Origin of the sequence: Arthrobacter sp. FW306-04-A (assembly GCF_044358315.1) — a bacterium.
Lineage (GTDB): Bacteria > Actinomycetota > Actinomycetes > Actinomycetales > Micrococcaceae > Arthrobacter.
In genome coordinates this window covers 1263521-1281867 of the sequence record NZ_CP084559.1, presented here as the reverse complement: position 1 = coordinate 1281867, position 18347 = coordinate 1263521, and the positions used below count along the sequence as shown (strand labels likewise).

The window sequence follows — 18347 nt, the reverse complement described above, 5'->3', positions numbered from 1 at the left end:
CGCTTTAGCCTGCGGTCTGCGAAGCGGGCGAAGCGGGCGAAGCGGGCGAAGCCGCGAAGATAGCTTCGATCACGGTGTTGGCCCACTCGAGGATCTCGGCGTCCTGCAAGTCGCGGCCACCGATCCTTGCCGTCTTGGGCTTCGGGACCAGCACGGCGTCGAGCGCCAGCTTGGTCTGCGAACCCGGGTACATGCGGTTCAGGCGCATGACTTTGGACTCGGGCAGCTGGGCGGGCGAGAAGCGGATGAAGTTGCCCTGGAGCGCGACGTCGGACAGACCGGCCTCCCGGGCCCCCACCCGGAAGCGGGCGACCGCGATCAAGTTCTTCGCGGGCAGCGGCGGCTCACCGTAACGGTCCACGAGTTCCGCCAGGACTTCGTCGATGGCCTCGTTCGTGATGGCTGCGGCCAGTTTCCGGTAGGCCTCGAGACGCAGGCGTTCGCCCGGCACGTAGTCATGTGGCAAGTGGGCGTTGACGGGCAACTCGATCTTCATGTCGGCGGCCTTCTCTTCGGCCTCCCCACGGTATTCGGCCACGGCTTCACCGACAAGGCGGATGTAGAGGTCGAAGCCAACGCCTTGGATGTGCCCGGACTGTTCCCCGCCCAGTAGGTTGCCGGCGCCGCGGATTTCGAGGTCCTTCAAGGCCAACTGCATGCCTGCGCCGAGTTCGTTGTGGGCCGCAACGGCTTTGAGCCGTTCGAGGGCCACCTCGCCCAAGGGCTTTTCCGAGGGGTACAGGAAATAGGCGTAGGCGCGTTCGCGGCCACGGCCCACGCGGCCACGCAACTGGTGGAGCTGGGAGAGGCCGTACTTGTCTGCGCCGTCCACAATCAGGGTGTTGGCGTTGGAAATATCCAGGCCGGTTTCGATGATGGTAGTGCAGACCAGGACGTCGAAGCGCTTCTCCCAGAAGTCCACGATGATCTTTTCCAGGCGGCTCTCGGACATTTGCCCGTGCGCCACTTCCACCCGGGCTTCGGGGACGAGTTCCCGGATCTGGGCAGCGATGCGCTCAATCGAGGACACGCGGTTGTGGACGAAGAACACCTGGCCTTCGCGCATGAGTTCCCGCCGGATCGCCGCCGAGGTCTGCTTGTTGGTGAACGGCCCCACGTACGTCAGCACCGGATGCCGCTCCTCCGGCGGTGTTGCCAGCGTGGACGTTTCGCGGATACCTGTCAACGACATCTCGAGCGTCCGCGGGATCGGCGTCGCACTCATGGCGAGGACGTCTACGTTGGTGCGCATCTTCTTGAGGGCTTCCTTGTGCTCCACCCCGAAGCGCTGCTCCTCATCGACGATCACCAAGCCAAGGTCCTTGAACTCGAAGTCCTTGGACAGCAGGCGGTGCGTGCCGATGACCACATCCACGGAGCCGTTCTTGACCCCCTCTATGGTTTCCTTGGCTTCCTTCGCACCTTGGAACCGGGACAGCGGCTTGACGCGCAGGGGGAATCCGGAGAAGCGCTCGGTGAACGTTTCATAGTGTTGCTGGGCGAGCAGCGTGGTGGGAACCAGGACTGCCACCTGCTTGCCGTCCTGCACGGCCTTGAACGCGGCGCGGACGGCGATCTCGGTCTTTCCGTACCCGACATCGCCCGAGACCAGGCGGTCCATCGGGATCTCCCGTTCCATATCGGCCTTGACCTCGTTGATGGTGGTCAGCTGGTCCGGCGTCTCCACGTATGGGAAAGCTTCCTCAAGCTCCCGCTGCCACGGCGTGTCCGGCGCGAAGGCGTGTCCGCGGGACGCCATGCGTGCCGAGTACAGGCGGATGAGCTCGCCCGCGATTTCCTTGACGGCTTTGCGAGCCTTGGACTTGGTGCTCGCCCAGTCCGCCCCGCCCATCTTGCTCAACGACGGCGTGTCTCCGCCAACGTAGCGGGTCACCTGGTCCAATTGGTCCGTCGGGACGAAAAGCCGGTCGCCGGGGGCGCCGCGCTTGGACGCCGCGTACTCAAGCACCAGGTACTCGCGAAGACCGGCGTCTCCCCCGGAGGGTCCGGCAGAGAAGCCCGCCACCTTGCGCTGGATCAGCTCCACGAACTTCCCGATTCCGTGCTGTTCGTGGACCACGAAATCGCCGGCGTGCAACTGAAGGGGATCGACGGCGTTGCGCCGCTTCGAGGGCATCCGCCGCATGTCCTTCGTGGACCCGGCTGACGTGCGGCCCAGGAGGTCCGCTTCCGTGAGCAGCCCCAGCTTGAGTCCGTCCAGGACAAAACCGCGTCCGACGGCGGCAGTGGTCACCTCAATGATCCCGGCCTGGGGTTCGTGGGCCAGGGATTCGACGCGGGAACACGGGATGTCTGCATCATGGAACAACTCGGCGAGACGCTGGGCCGGGCCCGGTCCGTCCGTGGCCACCACAATGCGCCACTGGTCCCGCACGTGGGAACCGATGAATTCGAGCATCTCCGCGACGTCGCCTTGGTAGCCGCGCGGTTCGCGGGCGTGCAGGTTCAGGACGTCGATATCGAGAACCAGCTCTTCGTCCGTCGCCAACGACGTGATGGACCACCAGGAGACACCGTGGGCCAGGGCTGCGCTCCGGGTGTCCGTCAACGATTGGAAGCTGGCCGCGTGCAAAGCTGAGGCGGCCTGGGAGCCCAATACCGTGTCCAAATCCAGCGGCGCGGTCCCGCCGTCGGACGCTGTGGACCATGCCGCCTCAAGGAACTCCTCGTTGGTGGCCGCGAGGTCGTGCGCGCGGGTACGGACCTTCTCCGGTTCGATGACCACGCCGATCGACCCGGCAGGCAACTGGTCCACGAAAGGCACCATGGCGTCCACGAGGACGGGGGCCAGTGACTCCATGCCCTCAACGGCGATGCCGCCTGCGATTTTTTCCAGCATGTCCGCGGCTGCCGGCATGTCAGCCTTGAGCCTGGCGGCCCGGGACATGACCGACGGCGTGATGAGGATTTCCCGGCAGGGCGGGGCGTGCAGTTCGGTGGGGTGGTGCACGGCCGGACCGGAGAGCGAACGTTGATCGGCCACCGCGAACCAGCGCATTTGGTCAACCTCGTCACCGAAGAATTCCACCCTGATCGGGTGGTCCTCGGTGGGCGGGAAAACGTCCAAAATACCGCCCCTGACGGCGAATTCACCCCGGTGGGTAACCATGTCCACGCGCGAGTAGGCAGCGTCGGCAAGGCGCCGTACCACGTCGCTGAAGGGCATTTCCTGCCCTACCTTCAACGTCACCGGGACCAGTTCTCCCAGGCCCGCAACGACCGGCTGGACCACGGCGCGAACCGGCGCCACGACCACCCGCAGGGGACCCGCCGTCGAGGTTTCCGGGTGGGCCAAGCGGCGCAGGACTGAGAGCCTGCGGCCCACCGTGTCTGAGCGGGGCGAGAGCCTTTCGTGCGGCAGGGTCTCCCAGCTGGGGAAGGCCACCACCGAATCCGCCGGAAGATAGGCCGCCAGTGCCGCGGTCAGATCCTCGGCTTCGCGGCCCGTGGCCGTCACGGCCAAAACCACCGCGCTGTCTTCAATGTCCTGGGAGGCGAGGCCATCGGCCATTTCCGCCAGCAGCGCCGCCCTCAAGCCAGTGGGGGCGCTGATCTGGTAGTCACTGCTGCGCTCGCTGAAGGCGCGTGCCGCCTCGGGCCTGACCCGTGCGAACGTCCGGTCCTCGCCCAGGGCACGCCGCAATCCGTCAAGGGATGCGACAGCGCCCAGGTGGCTGATTCCGGAGTTAACCGCTGACGGCTGGCCTTTGGGGCTCATGGATGGCACTCCTCGGAAGAGGGAAGTCGGATGGGGTAAGGCAACACGAAAACCCGAAATTCTCTCGAATCCCGGGGCGTTCCTAGCCTACCCCGCCCACACCGTAGGATGTTTGGGAGCCGCAAGAGCTTTCAACCGAGATATTCACGGAGGACCCCCATGGCCCTGAACGCATCCACCACCCTGCCCTACGGCGTCGACCGCGTAGCCGCTACTTTCATCGACGAAGACTTCCTGCGCCACACGAGCGAGTATGTCGGCGGCACTTTGGAATCATTCCAGGTCGACGGCGACACCTCCGGCGCCTTCACCACCATCACGGTCCGCACACTGCCCACCACGCGCCTCCCGGAGATCGCCCGCAAGTTCGTGGGCGAGAAGCTCACCGTCACCCAGACCGAGAAGTGGGAAGCCCCGGCTGCCGATGGCTCACGGACCAGCAACATCTCGCTGAAGATCTCCGGCGCCCCGCTTGATGTCACCGCAGTCCAGCGCCTGGTGGCCGACGTCGGCAACACCCGGGTCGAGCTCGAAGGTGCCGTCACGTCGTCGGTTCCGTTCCTCGGCGGCAAGATCGCCGAAGCGGCTGAACCGATGGTTGGCAAGGCCTTGAACATCCAGTCCCAGCAGGCCCAGGCCTGGCTCGAAAGCCACTAGCGTGAAGCTGGCAGCCGGGCTGTCGGTTGTGCTGATCGTCGCGGGGGCTTGGTCCCTCATCGTGTGGCCGCAGTTCCTGCGCCGTGTCATGACGGACGTCCGCGCCCGCGACGCCAGGGGGAAAGCCACCAAGTTCCTCACGGTCCATGTCGTCCTGGTCAGCATCTCCATGGTGCTTGGACTCGCGACGGCGGTCATTGGAGTAGCGGGCCTGCTCGCCTAACGCCCCTTCCGAGCAGCGGGGCGGCGACCCCTTCGGCTAAAATGGAATTCAGGTGCGCCGGGAAGTCTGGTCGGCAATAGTTTTGTCGACCCCGAGCTTCCCAACCTCCACAGGAGCCACCATGGCGAATCGCCCGCACCCTGCTGCCCCTCCCAGGGTTTTCAGCCGCTCCAGCTTCCCCGAGTACCAACGGATCCTGGCCATCCTTCGCACCGAAACCGTTGGTGGCGGTCTCCTGCTCGCCGCCACCGTGGCCGCCCTCGCCTGGGCCAACTCACCCCTTGCCGATGGCTACTTCGCGCTGCGCGACGTCAAGATCGGCTACGCCCCATGGCATTTGGAACTGAGCCTGGGCCACTGGGCGTCTGACGGGCTCCTTGCCGTGTTCTTCTTCATCGCCGGACTGGAGCTGAAGCGCGAATTCGTGGCGGGGGAATTGCGAAGGCCTGCAAAAGCGATCGTCCCGGTAGCGGCGGCAGTGGGCGGGGTGGCCCTTCCCGCGCTCATTTACGTGGTCCTCAATCTCGGTTCGGGCGGCGCGGAAACGCTCAAGGGCTGGGCCATCCCCACGGCCACGGACATCGCCTTCGCCTTGGCCGTCCTTGCCGTCATCAATACGCACCTGCCAGCGGCGTTGCGCACCTTCCTGCTGACGCTGGCCGTGGTGGATGACTTGATCGCCATCGGCATCATCGCGTTCTTCTATTCGGGCGGACTTGAGCCGCTCATGCTGCTGGCCGCCGCCGCGCCGCTTGCCCTCTTTGCCTTCCTCGTGAACAAGCCAGTCCAGAAGCGCGTCCGCAGCTGGTACCTGCTGCTACCCCTTGCCGCGGCCACCTGGGGCCTCGTCCATGCTTCGGGCATCCACGCCACCGTGGCCGGGGTCCTGCTCGCCTTCGCCGTACCCGTGGGGGCCTCAGGAAAGGAGGGCGAGCCTGCGGCCGGACCCGCAGAAACCTTCGAACACCGGCTGCGTCCCTTGTCGGCGGGCTTTGCCGTGCCCGTGTTCGCCTTCTTTTCTGCCGGCGTGGCACTGGGCGGCGGCGAAGGACTGGGCGCTGCCTTGCGCGATCCGGTGGCGGTGGGCATCGTGCTGGCCCTTGTGGTGGGCAAGACGGCGGGCGTCTTCGGCACCACATTCCTCATCACCAAGACCACCCGCGCGCGCCTGGACGACGGCCTCGCGTGGATCGACGTCGCAGGGCTGGCCACGCTGGCGGGTGTCGGTTTCACCGTTTCCCTCCTGATCGCCGAGCTCGGCTTCGGCGCCGGTTCCCCGCACGATGGCCACGCGAAAGTGGCCATACTGGCTGGTTCCCTCGCCGCGGCGGTGCTTGCCGCCGTCGTGCTCAAAGCCCGTAACCGGCACTATCGCCGCGTGGCGAGGGAGGAACAGACGGACGACGACGGCGACGGCGTGCCAGACGTCTTTACCCGCGCCCAAGGCGCCCGGTCCGCAAACGAGTAGCCGATATTTCAAATGGAGTAATGAGGCTTCCAAGTAGGGTGGTTGGCACGCTATTTGAGCGGTATCGGCAGGAATACCTTGCTGATATGGACGCGAATAGTATGGAACGAGTGTGGCATGGGGCCCACAGGAAAGCCCAAGAGAAGAACTGGTCATTGATCTTTGTTTGGGCGATTCTCGGTCTCATGTCGATTTCGGTGCTCATCGCAGCGGTACCCAAATGATGCGATGACTAGGCCAACGGTACAAAAAAGCTCGGGCCGGTTTTCGCGGTCCGAGCTTTTCTTTGTCTCCAACATTTCCAATGTTGTGCGGCCATGCCCAGCCGCCATCGCCGCAGCTTGACTGCGTTATGGCCTGCCGCCTTTTATTGCATCACGCCCATAAAGGCGGCAAGAATCGTCACTGCGACGAGGGCGAGCAACAATCCCACAACCACAAATTCCGCCCTGCGGACCCGATGCTGGCTCCGGCGCCATTCGCGCCTGCTCTCCAAGGTGATCATGGTTCGAGGCTAAGTCCGGGCCACGAGTCCAAAATAGAGTGGACGCTACTCGACCTAGGCCAGGCCTCGCTAGAGAACCCGGGACACCTCTTGGCCGGCCTCAGCCTGGCGTAACGCGTCTTCCGCAGCCACCCACGCGAGCATGGCGCACTTTACCCGGGCCGGATACTTGGCGACCCCGGCCAGCGCTGCAGCATCCTGTAGGAGTTCCTCATCCGCTTCCAGTTTGCCGCGCGAGCGCATCAATTCGCGAAAATGATCAATGGTCCGTCGAAGGGACGCCGGGGACATCCCTGGTGCCATTTCACTGAGTATGGAGGCGGACGCCATCGAAATGGCACAGCCATCGCCATTCCAGTGGATTTCAGTGACGCTCTGTCCGTCTCCGGCGGCCCCGACACTGAGCCGCAGGGTGATTTCGTCCCCGCAGATGGGATTGAGCTGGTGACTCTGCCCCGTGCCGGCCGTACCCGTCGGGGCGGCCGGCAGTTCAGCCAGGTCACCGCCGCTGCGGGTCTTGGAGTGCTCCAGGATCAGCTGTTGGTACAACGAGTCCAGACCACTCATGACGTGACTCCAGGCGCCGCTACCCCGAAGTACGGCCGAATCCCGGCAACCGCCCCAACCAGCAGGTCTACTTCCTCGGATGTGGTGTAAAGGTAGGTACTGGCCCTGGTGGAGGCAGTCAGGCCCAGCCTGCGGTGCAGGGGCTGCGCACAATGGTGGCCGACCCGGACTGCGATGCCCAGATTATCGAGGTACTGCCCGACATCGTGAGCGTGCACTCCTGCGACGTCGAACGCGGCAAGTCCGGTCCGTTCTTCTCCCGGCCCGGGTCCCAGCACGCGCACGCCGTCGATGGCGCTGAGGCCCGTGACAAGCCTTTGGCCAAGCTCGGCCTCACGAAGGGCCACCCGCTGCATCCCTGTTTCCCTGAGGTAGTTCACTGCCGCGGCCAGGGCCACAGCCTGCGAAATGGGCTGCGTTCCGGCCTCGAAACGCTGGGGAGCGGGCAAGTACTGGGCTTGTTCCATCGTCACCGTGGTGATCATGGAACCACCGGTCAGGAACGGTGGCATTGCGTTGAGCAGTTCGCTGCGGCCGTAGACCGCGCCGATTCCCGTAGGTCCCAGCATTTTGTGGCCGGAAAATACGGCGAAGTCAACGTCCAAGGCCTTGAAATCCAAGGGGAGGTGCGGCGCGGACTGGCAGGCGTCCAAGACCACCAGGGCACCCACTTCCCGGGCCATCCGGACCAATACGTCCACCGGGTTGATGTTGCCGAGCACGTTGGAAGTGTGGGTGAAGGCCAGGATCCTGGTGTGCGCGGTGACCAGGCGCGATGCTTCCTCAAGCCGCAGCGCACCGGCATCGTCAATGGGAATGTACTTGAGGGTGGCGCCGGTCCGCCGGCACAGTTCCTGCCATGGGATCAGGTTGGCGTGGTGTTCCATTTCGGTGACAAGCACTTCGTCGCCCGGCTTGAGGGCAAAGCGCCCGGCTTCCGCACCTGGCCTGCCCATGCTGGCGTTCGAAAACGAATAGGCCAGTAGGTTCAGCCCGGCGGTGGCGTTAGCCGTCCAGATCAGCTCATCATCCTGCACGCCCACAAAACGTGCCACCGTGGCGCGTGCGTCTTCGAAAGAGTCCGTTGCCTCGACGGCGAGGTGGTGGGCACCCCGATGGACAGCGGAGTTTCGCTGCTCATAGAATTCCTGCTCCGCCTCCAACACACTTCGAGGGTTCTGCGAGGTGGCACCCGAATCCAGGTAGACCAGCGGTTTGCCATTGATTTCCTGCTCAAGAACAGGGAAATCATTGCGGATGCGACGGACTTCATCGTCATCGAGTGCGGAAACCTGGGCGTCTCCCCACGCGGGGGTGGAAACCATCGTCAAAACCGGTGCTCCTTGTTAGGAATACGTGGCAATCGCCAGCGGCTGACCGCCAGGAGTGGCGGCGTCACCTAGTAATTGTCCCACCATTTGGCTTCGCTGCCTCATCCGCGGAGCTGCCCAGACTACTCCTCCGGCTTCGCCAACTCGTCCCACAGCTCCGAGAGCTTCTGCCGGCGTGAGACTCCGAGCTTCCCGTAAACCCGCTGAAGGTGCGCATTGACAGTATTCACCGCTATACCCAAACGAGCGGCCACCTCCGCGCTGCTCAGCCCGGAAGCGACCAAGGCAGTCACCTCGCGTTCGCGTTGGGAGAGCTTGACAATCCCGGGAAGAATAGAGGACTTGGACTCCGGACCTTCCAGCCCGGGTTCATCGTGTGCAAACACCTCCTCTTGGTCAAAAGCCCGGTCTTGTTGCGGCGCACCCGTGCTCGCTTCTTGTTCTGTTCCCAGCCCTGGTCCATGTCCCATTTCCTGTCCTCCGTCCTGTCCTGGCTGCACTCCGGACTCGACACTCCACACAACCTCGGACACCCCTGGGCCCATTTGCCGGTATCCACGGCTGCCGGTACGCGCGGCCAAGCCCAGGTTCAGCATTTCTAGTGCCCGGTGTCCCTTCTTTGCAGCCGAACCTGCAAGTTGAAGGAGCTTCCTGTGTGAGTGTTCTGCACCAATCAGCACTGACCGTGCTGCCGATGAATAGCTTTCGGCGAGCTGCGATGCAAGGTAATTTCCGGAACTGCGGCGCGAATCGTAGGCCGCCAGGGCGCGACGCACCTGGTTGACATCGCCCAGCAACCACGCAGCTGCGGCAAGTCCACCGAGGGCCGGTGGCAGAAGCCCGTCAGGATCAGCTTCGTCCAGCCGGGCCTTGGCCTGGCGGAACTGTTCACAAGCCAGTTCCAGGCTCCCCTGCCTGGCAAGCACTAGCGCCCTGTAGAGGTGGGCCGCCCCGCCGAAATCATTCATACGGTTGCTGTAGCTGGAACTGCCGACGCAGAACATTTCGGAGCCGCCCCATTGCCCGCGCCAGATCAAATTCGATCCGTGGATGGTCAAGACGGTGGAGAGGAATTCCACAGGGCACCGTGGCAGCCTCCCCAAAGCTTCGAGGGCCGACGTCGAGAGAGCGACGGCGTCCGAGAACCGCCCGCTGACGGCGAGCCCTTGGGAGACAAGCGCCATCAAAAGCACCGCGGCCTGGGTAGGCGGTGGCGGGAGGTTCTCCGAACGCAGTCCAGGGTCGATCAATTGACCGCGGCAAAGCCTTTGGAACAGCTCGCTACCGGCTGAAGGCCAGCTTCCGTTCTGCGCATCCAGATACAACTGGAGAACGTCCAGTTCGTCCCGGACGGCCGCTTGGCCAAGAAAGGCCGGCTCGCCCGGCTGGACCCCGACGGCGGCAGTCTCCAGCCGCCGTCGGGCATCCCGTAGGACGGACTGCAGCACATTTGCCCCCGGCGAAGTCGGCAAGAGGGCATGCAACAGCAGCCACACGGCGTGGGCGAAATCCGCGGTAAGGACGTCAGGGGTGTTTGCGACCAAGCCTTTCAGGACCGTGACAGCCCCGGGGAAATCCCTCGTGTGATACAGGGCCCTTGCCAGCTCCACCTTTGCGACCAGTCCGAGTTCCGGCGCCCGCACCGCATCCGCAGACCGCCGGGCCCGCCGGTTATCGTGAATGTCGTTCGCCGCAATCGCCACGGTCAGAAGGTCGGCGTCGGCTACCGGCAATCCGCTTTCCTGTTCGAGCTCCACTCGGCGGAACAGCGTCCAGAGCGAGTCATCCGCGACCGGGACGGAGATCTTGTAGATGCTTCGCCGAAGTTCCAAGATCCGGGCTGGCCCCAGCTGCTGCCGGGCCAGCCTCCCCTCGTTGGCGTGGCTGAGGGAAGCCGTCTCCTGGTTGTCTTTCTGGACACGGACCGTTCCGTCGCTCCTTAGTGCTTCTATGGCCCGTTTTTGGACAAGCTGTTCGAGGACGGCCATCGGTATCGGTTCCCCCACCGCCAGGAGGTCCACAACCTGACGCTGCGGCACTGAATATCCCTCAAGCCGGTGCCGGGTCAGCTCGAGCGCCTGCGAACCGTCCAGGCGGATCGGTCCGGACAGCATCCAGGAATCAGCCTGCTCCACGATCTCGCCACGCGCTGCGGCTTCGTCCAACAGCAACTTCGCGGCCTGCAGGTTTCCTCCGGTGGCGGCATGGATATCCCGGACCAGGCTCCGCGCGGAGTGCCCACCGAGACGGTCATCGAGGAATTCGCGAAGCTGGTCCTGCGTGAGGTCGTCCAGGGTCACCACCGAAAGCTGCCGCGAAACGACGGATTCCATCAGTTCCATTCTCAGTGGCCGGTCTGAGCGGTGGGTCGCGATCATGCGGATGTCCGGTTCACCAAGGAGCTGGCTCAAGAGCCAAAGGGACATGTCGTCCAGGAAATCGATGTTGTCCAGCACCAGCAGGGCCGAGGATCCGGCTATCGAAGCGCTGCGCACTGCTTTGCGGCAAGCCGCCACGATGGAACCGGGCCACACCTTGGAGCGGGCCGGCAGGTCCGGAACAAGGGCCATGGCGATTCCAAACGGGATATCCGCGAATGACTCGGACACGTTGTGGGCGATCACGCTGAACGACCCGCGAAGCACTGAAGCCGCGGCGTCCAAGAGAGTAGTCATTCCCGAGCCGCTCGGGCCTGAGATGACGATCCCTGCTGGTTCCGGCCCTGACAAGGCAATGACAATATCTTGAAGCTCTGCTGCCCGAATGATCGGGGGCGAGGTGTGGGTCCCTTCAGTATCCTCCATGGTCCTGTCCCATCTTCGGGCCGCCGGACACGTGTTCCTGACGGCCGCGGCACGGACCGGTGTCATTTCCAAACGTTACCCGCGGGTTTCTGTCCTGGATTGAGTGGTAACTACTTGGTTTTCCAGGGCCACTTGCACAACATCCAGGCGCTCCACGCAGGCTTGCGAAGGGCAGTTCCGGCTTCGACTCCTGACCGGATGTATAGCCCCTGTTACCGTCCTGTGATCTGACTGTGTAAGCTGGTGCCGCAAGAGTAAGTTCTGGCTGGCTACTTCTGGGGAGTCGAAGCGCAGCCTTTTTCACAACAACTCTGTCGCGACACACCATTTGGCCGTGTACGACTCTGCGGCATTTTTGCCTGCAGATCGCCCTACCGATTGCCTCGGTCTCGTATGTCTATGTCCCCAACAGATATGTCACCCAAAATATGAAACACCTGTTCACAGCACTCATAGCCGTGGCGCTACTGGCCTTCGGCGGGCTAGCCACCATCTCCGCCGTCCAGTCGTCACACAAATCCTCCTACCAGGCTGACGACCGGGATTCGAGCACGCGTACAAGCCCCTCGCCTTCCGCCTCCTCCGCCCCCCAGCGCATTTCGACGCCGACCCCGACGCCGACGCCTAGCAATGTTCCGGCCGCGACGCCGGCGAGCGCTCCCGCCCCGGCCGCCGCGGCCGCGCCGGCTCCCGCAGCAACAGCCGCTAGTGCACCCGTTGCCGCGCCTGCTCCCCTGGCTGCCACTGGCGGGAACTACCCCTTGCACACCAATATCGTGAGCACCAGCTTCTGGGTCGGCGAAATCTTCAATGCCAGCCTCTCGGACGGCTCACAAGTTTGCTCCACTTTTAATGGCCAGTGGGCACTCCAGCACACCGGCGTTAACCTCGGGACCACCCCTGCAAGCGCGAGCGGCTGCCCGGGCAGCCCCTACGGCGGTTGCGATGGAGTCAGTTCCGGCACCGGCACGAGTTTCCAGTGCGCCACGGAGAAGCGCGTGGCCAGTAATGGATACTTCCCGCTGCATCAGCCCAAGCCTCTGCAGAACCCGTTCTACTTGGACCTGCCTTACGACGACGTCAATGACAGCGTCGCTTTCGCTGAGCGTTGCAAGGTAATTCCGTGGGCCGCAGCAGACAACGCCGCAACGGGCGTCAACCACTGCGCGGACTCGAGCTACAGCTACATGAAGAACGCATGGGTTCAGATCACCGGCCCCAACGGCGGCGTCTGCTACGGACAAGTTGAGGATGCGGGCCCCTCGAGCGGTTCCCTCTACCACGACTCCGCCTACGTGTTCGGAGCAAACAACGCCCGTCCCGCCAACAAGGACTTCTCCGGCGACCCGAGCCAGGGTGCAGGCATGGATGTGTCCCCTGCCCTGAACGGCTGCCTGGGCTTCGCTGAGTTGAACGGCGACAATGACCACGTATCGTGGCGCTTCGTGGACCGCGCGAGCGTGCCGGCCGGACCGTGGCTCACCGTTGTAACCACCGCGGGAGTCACCAACTAAGAAACAACCGCTTCCACGGCCTTTTGGTCAGCGGGCCTTTTGGTCCGCGAAAGAGAGGCGATCCCTGGAACCGGGCGGACGCCCATGTCCCAGCCTTCATGGCTGCGTGGCATGGGCGTCCGTGTGTACGGGACTTGTCACCTTGGCTGTCCGTAGCCCTAGCCGACCCGTGCCACCGGCGATCCGGCCGCGCCCATTTCCTGGGACGGGCGTTGGATCCTTCGAACCGGGCTCACCCAAACTCCCGAGGAACGTGACGAGTACGCCCTTGGCAATACCTGGAGGCAAATGATTGCGTCCAGGATCCGCATCAAGGGAAACAGCGGAGCCAACAGCAAGAAGCGGGGGCTGCGCATCGAGACGGCGGCAAGGATTGTCAGGACGAAGTCCGGCAGGAAGACTCCGATGAGAACGTCCTGAGGCCGCAGGACACCGGATAGGAAGACGAAAACCTCCGATCGATCGCCAAAGATCCAGACCTCGACGGCGGCGATTGACGATAGCAGGAAGGCGGGCACGAGCAGCACGAAGAAGATGCAACTGGCAACGAGTTCAACGATGTACAGCCCCAGGACCAACCAGAACCTGCCGAATTGCAGTCCGTGCCGCCTGACCGTCTGCCAAAAGCCCAGGATCCACCGCCTCACCTGCTTGACGTAGTCCTTCAGATTGTCCGGATCCTGTGTGTACGCGACAGCGGCGGACGGATGGAATGCAATCCGCCCCAGCTTCTTCGCATGGATTTCAAAGGTCATGTTGAAGTCTTCAATCACCAGTCCCGGCGCCAGGACCTCTATTCTGGTGAGCGCGCTGGTTCTGTACATGCTGGCAAATCCCGGAACGATCGAAACGACGTTGGCGCCCCGTGCTGCTTGGCCGTATTTGAGCAGCAGTTGGACCACGATGTACAAGCGCTCCCGGTAAGCCACCAAGAAGCGGCCCATCGCCGTCGGAGATGGCGGACTCATGATTGACTTGGCGCGTCCCGCGACTGCGACGACGGTGGGATCGGAAAACAGCGGCAGCCCCGTTTCGAGATAGTCCGGGGCCGGGCGGGTGTCCGCGTCCAGGAGCATGACCACTTTGAACCGCCTGCACAGATCGAAATGGGCGATTCCCGCCGCGAGCGCGCCTGCCTTACCCCGGTTCGGTTCAAGTTCAAGGACTTTTACTCCTGCGGCCCGGGCAATAGCTGCGGTATCGTCTGTGGACATGTCCGAGACGATGTGGATGTTGCGCCGAGGGACCAAAGCGGACGCGGCAAGGATAGTCTCGTTGATGACGAGTGCCTCGTTGTGGGCGGCTACAAGGACTGCGACATTCGCAGGGTAGATTCGGACTCCGCTTGAACGATGACGGGCTCGTTGACGTTGCTGGGTTGGCACCCCGCCCCGTAGCCAGGAAATCCAACCACGGATCCGGTTGGACCACACCTGGGTCCGCCACGACTGCTCACCTGCCAGGCGCAAGAGCCCGGCAACGGACCAGAAAATCGTGCTGATCCCGAGGACCAAAACGGTTGAAAGAACTATCACGGCGACGGAGCTCCAACTGTGTCGTACATTTCGTAATCGTCGGTAGCAAGCTGGCCATCGCTGAAAAGGTTCATACCGAAGCTGATGGCTTCTGCTCCGGGCGGAACGGGCGGCGTTTCCCAGATTGCCTGTTCGTAGCGGGTGTTTGCCGCAAACCATGGGCTGGCCGTCCAGAAGGTCCACGTGCCCAGCTTGTTGCGGTAATACAGTTCAAACTGGGTCTTCGCACTGGACTGATACCACGCACGGAGCGAATATTTGTGGCCGGCCATGACACTCGGGGCGCATGCCCCAAGATCGAGGACGGGAAGCAATTTGGCGTCACCGGACGAGTATTCGGTCACGTCCAGACGACGGGCCACCTCACCGCTGCGTCCCGGGTTCAAGGTGGTCAGCACCACAGCATTCTTGCCGTAGGACGAAACCTGCCAGCATTGCGGCAAACCGTACTTTCCGGCGATCTCCAGCCCGGGGTTGCGCAGCGCGTTCTTGCCCGGTGCTGCCGGTGCCGCCACCGGACCGTTCACCGCTGGTTTCGCTACGCCGCCGATCACGTCATGCACCGTGCGCACAGCCATGGTCCCCTGCTGGGTCCTCGCTGCCAGCCAGGTGGCGAACTGTTCGAACAACGCGGGACTGACGGAGCGGGGACTACCGCTGGTGTCGATGTCGTAGAAGGTCAGCTGCAACCATCCTCCCGCCTGTTCGGCCTGCACCACGGTTGCCTCGAGGGAGGCCAACGTCCAGCCGCTGCCGACCTCCGACGTTGCCCTCGTCCGGAACAGGTTGGTGGGGCGGACCGTTTCTGCCTGGGCACAGGCGGCGCAGTCAAAGGGGCTGTGTATCTCACCGAGACCCCGGGCACTGTTGTATCCGCACCCGGCAACCAATTCCTCCGACTTCGCCGTTGAAGCCGCAAACGGATAGGCGAAGGACGTGACCTTAAAGCCCCAATCCGTGAGGTTCGCCCGATCTTTGCAGATCTGCCGTGAAGCTTCATCGGGTTCCACCGCAGTCACATCGGCAAGAGTGACTGTATGGCCTCCGATTTCATTTTGATTAGTAGCCAGAGTGTGGAGATTCTCGACCGTCATGTAATCGGGTGCGCCCACAAATCCTGAATCGATGAAGAAAGTGCCGCGAAGTCCGTGGTCCTTGAGGATCCGGGCCGCCTCCATCTGGCTTGCCCGGCCTGAATCAAATGTCAGGCTGACTGAAGACAGCGGCGCGGCAGAAGCCGTGGCGTCCGGCTGGGGGGAGCCAGCCGGAGTCTGGTTTCCGTTGAGCAGCGACGTTGCACCCGTCAACAGGAGCAACACCGAGACCCAGGAGGCGGCCCAGAAGCCTACACGTTTCCTGGACGTGCGGACCGGGCCGGACGCGAAGTCCTTCCGCCCGGAGCTCATCGCCGAGCCTCAGTGAGTAAGTTCCTGAAGGGGCCGGTGGCGACTGGGGGAAGCCTCGGTCTCAAAGGCTTATTCACCACCGGCCCCCGCTCAGGGGCCCTCTCTACGAGGGCGCGCTGCCAAGAGGCAGCGCCGTCAATTGGCGATGGATCTTTGGAAAGGAAGGTGGAAACCTCGAGGGCTGACTCGAACCCGAGCCAATCGCCTTCTCGGATCAACCCGTTGGGTTCCGATGCCGCTCGGACCAGAGCGTCCTTTTCCATTTTGAGACCTGTCTTTCCCCCGTTGCCGTCAACCAACTGACACCATCAGCCTATGGAGTCGCGAGACGACGGACACGAGTAGGCTCTACCCGTCTTTACACTCAGCCTTTGGCTTCTGAACAACGCCACTACTCGTGCGCCACGTACCGAATCCGCCGGATCAAAGACCAATGCGGAAGCACGGGCGGATCCGATCTGTTCGTGGTCAAATGGTGCATCAAAGCAGTCGGAGTTTCTGAGCGGGTATCAAGGACGGCGGAAGAGAGTGTCCAAGAAACGGGGAAGCGGCACTTCGGTTGCGGCCGAGGCGGGCAACACACGGAACGTCCGTGACTTGTCCGGCCGGCCCCGTGGACGTCGCCGCCGACTGTCAAGGCTTGCGTGGGTCTGGATCGCCGCAGGCCTGGTGGTGGCCGGGGTCGGGGGCTTTTTGGCGTGGCGCGTAGCCACGGACGCAAACGGTGCGTTCCAGCCGCCATGGTTTTCCGGTTACGTTGACGTCACAGTAGTCCCTCAGTACCCCTTCGACGCACCCCTGGGTGAGGCCACCAAGAATGTCACGCTGGCGTTTGTGGTAGCAAATGCCGGACAGGCCTGCACGCCTAGCTGGGGTAGCACCTACAGCCTCGACGCCGCGAAAGCTTCACTCAGACTCGAGGAACGCATCGCCAAGCTACGGTCAAACGGCGGCGCGATCGCCGTGTCCTTCGGCGGTTCGGTGAACAGTGAGCTCGCGAACTCCTGCCAGAACGTCGCGGAGCTGGAAAAGGCCTACCGGGCAGTCCTGGAGCGCTACAACCCCGCGACCATCGACTTTGATATCGAAGGCACCAATCTCACCGACAGCGCCGCCTGGCAGCGCCGAGCGGCAGTTGTCGCCGCATTGCAGAAGGAGCGAAGCAAAGAAGGACACTCCCTCGCTGTCTGGCTGACACTTCCAGTCACGCCGCAAGGACTGACCGACGCCGGAACCTCCGCCGTCGATCAAATGCTCGCCGCCGGCGTTCACCTGGCTGGCGTCAACATCATGACGATGAACTACGGCTCAAGCCGAAGTGCATCGCAGAGCATGCTTGATGCCGGAACGTCGGCAGCCCAGGCGACCCACGAGCAACTCAGCATCATCTATCAGCGTGCAGGAATGACCCTCGACAGCGAGCAGATCTGGAGGAAGATGGGGTTGACCCCGATGATCGGCCGGAACGATCTCCCGGGCGAAGTGTTTGACCTGGATGCGGCGCGCGACTTGAACTCCTTTGCCCTCAGCAAGGGAGTGACACGGGTGTCCATGTGGTCCCTGAACCGGGACACGTCCTGCCCGCAGGACACCTCGGAAGGACCGGCCAGCCACATATGCAGCGGGATCAACCAAGGAAGCCAACGCTTCTCTGATGTGTTGGGTGCAGGTTTCCAAGGCAAACTGCATTGAGCCTGCCGCTCAACACCTGCCGCCCAACAAAGGTTCAGACGAGGCCAGGATGTTCTGTTCCGGTCCTGTTTTTGGCTTCGGCCGGGCGGGCAAGGTGCCGGCCGTTACCGCGCCGAAATAGCCTCTTAAGCCACTCCATGGATACCTCCAGTTTTCAGGGATTGTTACAAGGACTGCCAGTACCGCATTGTTTCGGACCTGCGCGGACCCGGCCGCTGGCTTACTTCACTTGGCTGGCCGTGACGATGTCCAACCACGGCCCCGAAGGAACCTGGTCCCGCGGCACGAACTGCCAATCGACTTTGTCCGATTCACCGTTGAGATCGGAAAAGCCGAGGCACCCGTTGAGCGCCGGCGAGACGTCCATGCCTGCCCCGTTGAACTTCGTGTTGACAGGCCGGGCGTCATTGGAGCCAAAGACGTAGTTCTTGTCGTGGTATTGGCCGGGACCGGCGTCTTCGATCTGCCCATAGCATTCATGGCCGCCCTTGCGGATCCTGACCCACTGGTTCTTCATGTAACTGAAGGAACGGTTCTTCTCGTTGCCCGCAAAGCCAGGATCGTTGGCCCAGGGAATCACAGTGGCTCGTTCGGCAAAAGCTGCGGCATCGTTGACGTCATCATAGGGAAGATCCAGGTAAAACGGGTTCTCCTTCGGAGTCATGCTGGTCGGCGCAAATCCCTTGGCCGGCGTTCTCGCCTCGGTGGTGCAGCCGTTCTTGACGACACCGTCACAGCCTCCATAGCTCTGCATCCACTGGGAGTCGTACGTGGACATCACCTGGCTGCCATCAGCCGCCTTGGGGTCGAAGATCTCCCCTACCCAAAAGGTTGTTGCCACGATTCCTGTGTGCCAAGGGTATCGCCCGGCGGCTGTGAAGGAGGGACTCGGCCCTGGTGCCGGCC

Annotated in this window: 13 protein-coding genes; 5 read left to right on the top strand and 8 right to left on the bottom strand. The window is 63.1% G+C overall.

The genetic code is table 11. From position 1 onward, the window contains the following. Window positions 1–4 precede the first annotated feature (4 nt). Complete coding sequence (mfd, locus tag LFT43_RS05860) at window positions 5–3739, bottom strand: transcription-repair coupling factor (protein ID WP_395801589.1); 3735 nt, start codon at window positions 3737–3739, stop codon at window positions 5–7. 159 nt (window positions 3740–3898) lie between these two features. On the opposite strand from mfd, the gene LFT43_RS05855 reads away from it, so the two are divergent. The 3 genes from LFT43_RS05855 to nhaA all read left to right on the top strand — a co-directional run bounded on the left by LFT43_RS05855 (window position 3899) and on the right by nhaA (window position 6087). Then, window positions 3899–4396, top strand: a complete 498-nt coding sequence (locus LFT43_RS05855) for a DUF2505 domain-containing protein (RefSeq protein WP_395801588.1) — start codon at window positions 3899–3901, stop codon at window positions 4394–4396. Between the two features lies 1 nt (window position 4397). Continuing rightward, on the top strand, window positions 4398–4619 hold the full coding sequence (locus LFT43_RS05850; RefSeq protein WP_395801587.1) for an SCO4848 family membrane protein: 222 nt from the start codon (window positions 4398–4400) through the stop codon (window positions 4617–4619). Between the two features lie 121 nt (window positions 4620–4740). After that, window positions 4741–6087, top strand: coding sequence for a Na+/H+ antiporter NhaA (gene nhaA / locus LFT43_RS05845; RefSeq protein WP_395801586.1), 1347 nt, complete (start codon window positions 4741–4743; stop codon window positions 6085–6087). A gap of 367 nt (window positions 6088–6454) precedes the next feature. Here nhaA and LFT43_RS05840 read toward each other — a convergent pair whose 3' ends face one another. The 4 genes from LFT43_RS05840 to LFT43_RS05825 all read right to left on the bottom strand — a co-directional run bounded on the left by LFT43_RS05840 (window position 6455) and on the right by LFT43_RS05825 (window position 11294). After that, window positions 6455–6592, bottom strand: coding sequence for a hypothetical protein (locus tag LFT43_RS05840; RefSeq protein ID WP_395801585.1), 138 nt, complete (start codon window positions 6590–6592; stop codon window positions 6455–6457). 69 nt (window positions 6593–6661) lie between these two features. Then, complete coding sequence (gene sufU, locus LFT43_RS05835; protein ID WP_395801584.1) at window positions 6662–7159, bottom strand: Fe-S cluster assembly sulfur transfer protein SufU; 498 nt, start codon at window positions 7157–7159, stop codon at window positions 6662–6664. Beyond that, complete coding sequence (locus LFT43_RS05830) at window positions 7156–8490, bottom strand: aminotransferase class V-fold PLP-dependent enzyme (protein WP_395801583.1); 1335 nt, start codon at window positions 8488–8490, stop codon at window positions 7156–7158. Before LFT43_RS05830 ends, sufU begins: the two co-directional genes overlap by 4 nt. Window positions 8491–8612: 122 nt before the next feature. Beyond that, complete coding sequence (locus LFT43_RS05825) at window positions 8613–11294, bottom strand: LuxR C-terminal-related transcriptional regulator (RefSeq protein WP_395801582.1); 2682 nt, start codon at window positions 11292–11294, stop codon at window positions 8613–8615. Between the two features lie 428 nt (window positions 11295–11722). Between LFT43_RS05825 and LFT43_RS05820 the strand changes: the two genes are divergently transcribed. Further along, a complete protein-coding gene (locus LFT43_RS05820) occupies window positions 11723–12808 on the top strand; it encodes a hypothetical protein (RefSeq protein ID WP_395801581.1) in 1086 nt (361 codons plus the stop codon). Between the two features lie 158 nt (window positions 12809–12966). Here the strand turns inward: LFT43_RS05820 and LFT43_RS05815 are convergent, their stop codons facing one another. Both LFT43_RS05815 and LFT43_RS05810 read right to left on the bottom strand, forming a co-directional pair. After that, window positions 12967–14343, bottom strand: a complete 1377-nt coding sequence (locus tag LFT43_RS05815) for a glycosyltransferase family 2 protein (RefSeq protein WP_395801580.1) — start codon at window positions 14341–14343, stop codon at window positions 12967–12969. Further along, a complete protein-coding gene (locus LFT43_RS05810) occupies window positions 14340–15749 on the bottom strand; it encodes a polysaccharide deacetylase family protein (RefSeq protein ID WP_395801579.1) in 1410 nt (469 codons plus the stop codon). The genes LFT43_RS05815 and LFT43_RS05810 overlap by 4 nt, the downstream gene beginning before the upstream one ends. Before the next feature lie 528 nt (window positions 15750–16277). Here LFT43_RS05810 and LFT43_RS05805 point away from each other — a divergent pair. After that, window positions 16278–17441 (top strand): chitinase, encoded by a 1164-nt coding sequence (locus LFT43_RS05805; protein ID WP_395801578.1) that lies wholly within the window; start codon window positions 16278–16280, stop codon window positions 17439–17441. A 220-nt stretch (window positions 17442–17661) separates the two neighbouring features. Here LFT43_RS05805 and LFT43_RS05800 read toward each other — a convergent pair whose 3' ends face one another. Continuing rightward, window positions 17662–18282, bottom strand: a complete 621-nt coding sequence (locus tag LFT43_RS05800; RefSeq protein ID WP_395801577.1) for a hypothetical protein — start codon at window positions 18280–18282, stop codon at window positions 17662–17664. Between the last annotated feature and the right edge of the window lie 65 nt (window positions 18283–18347).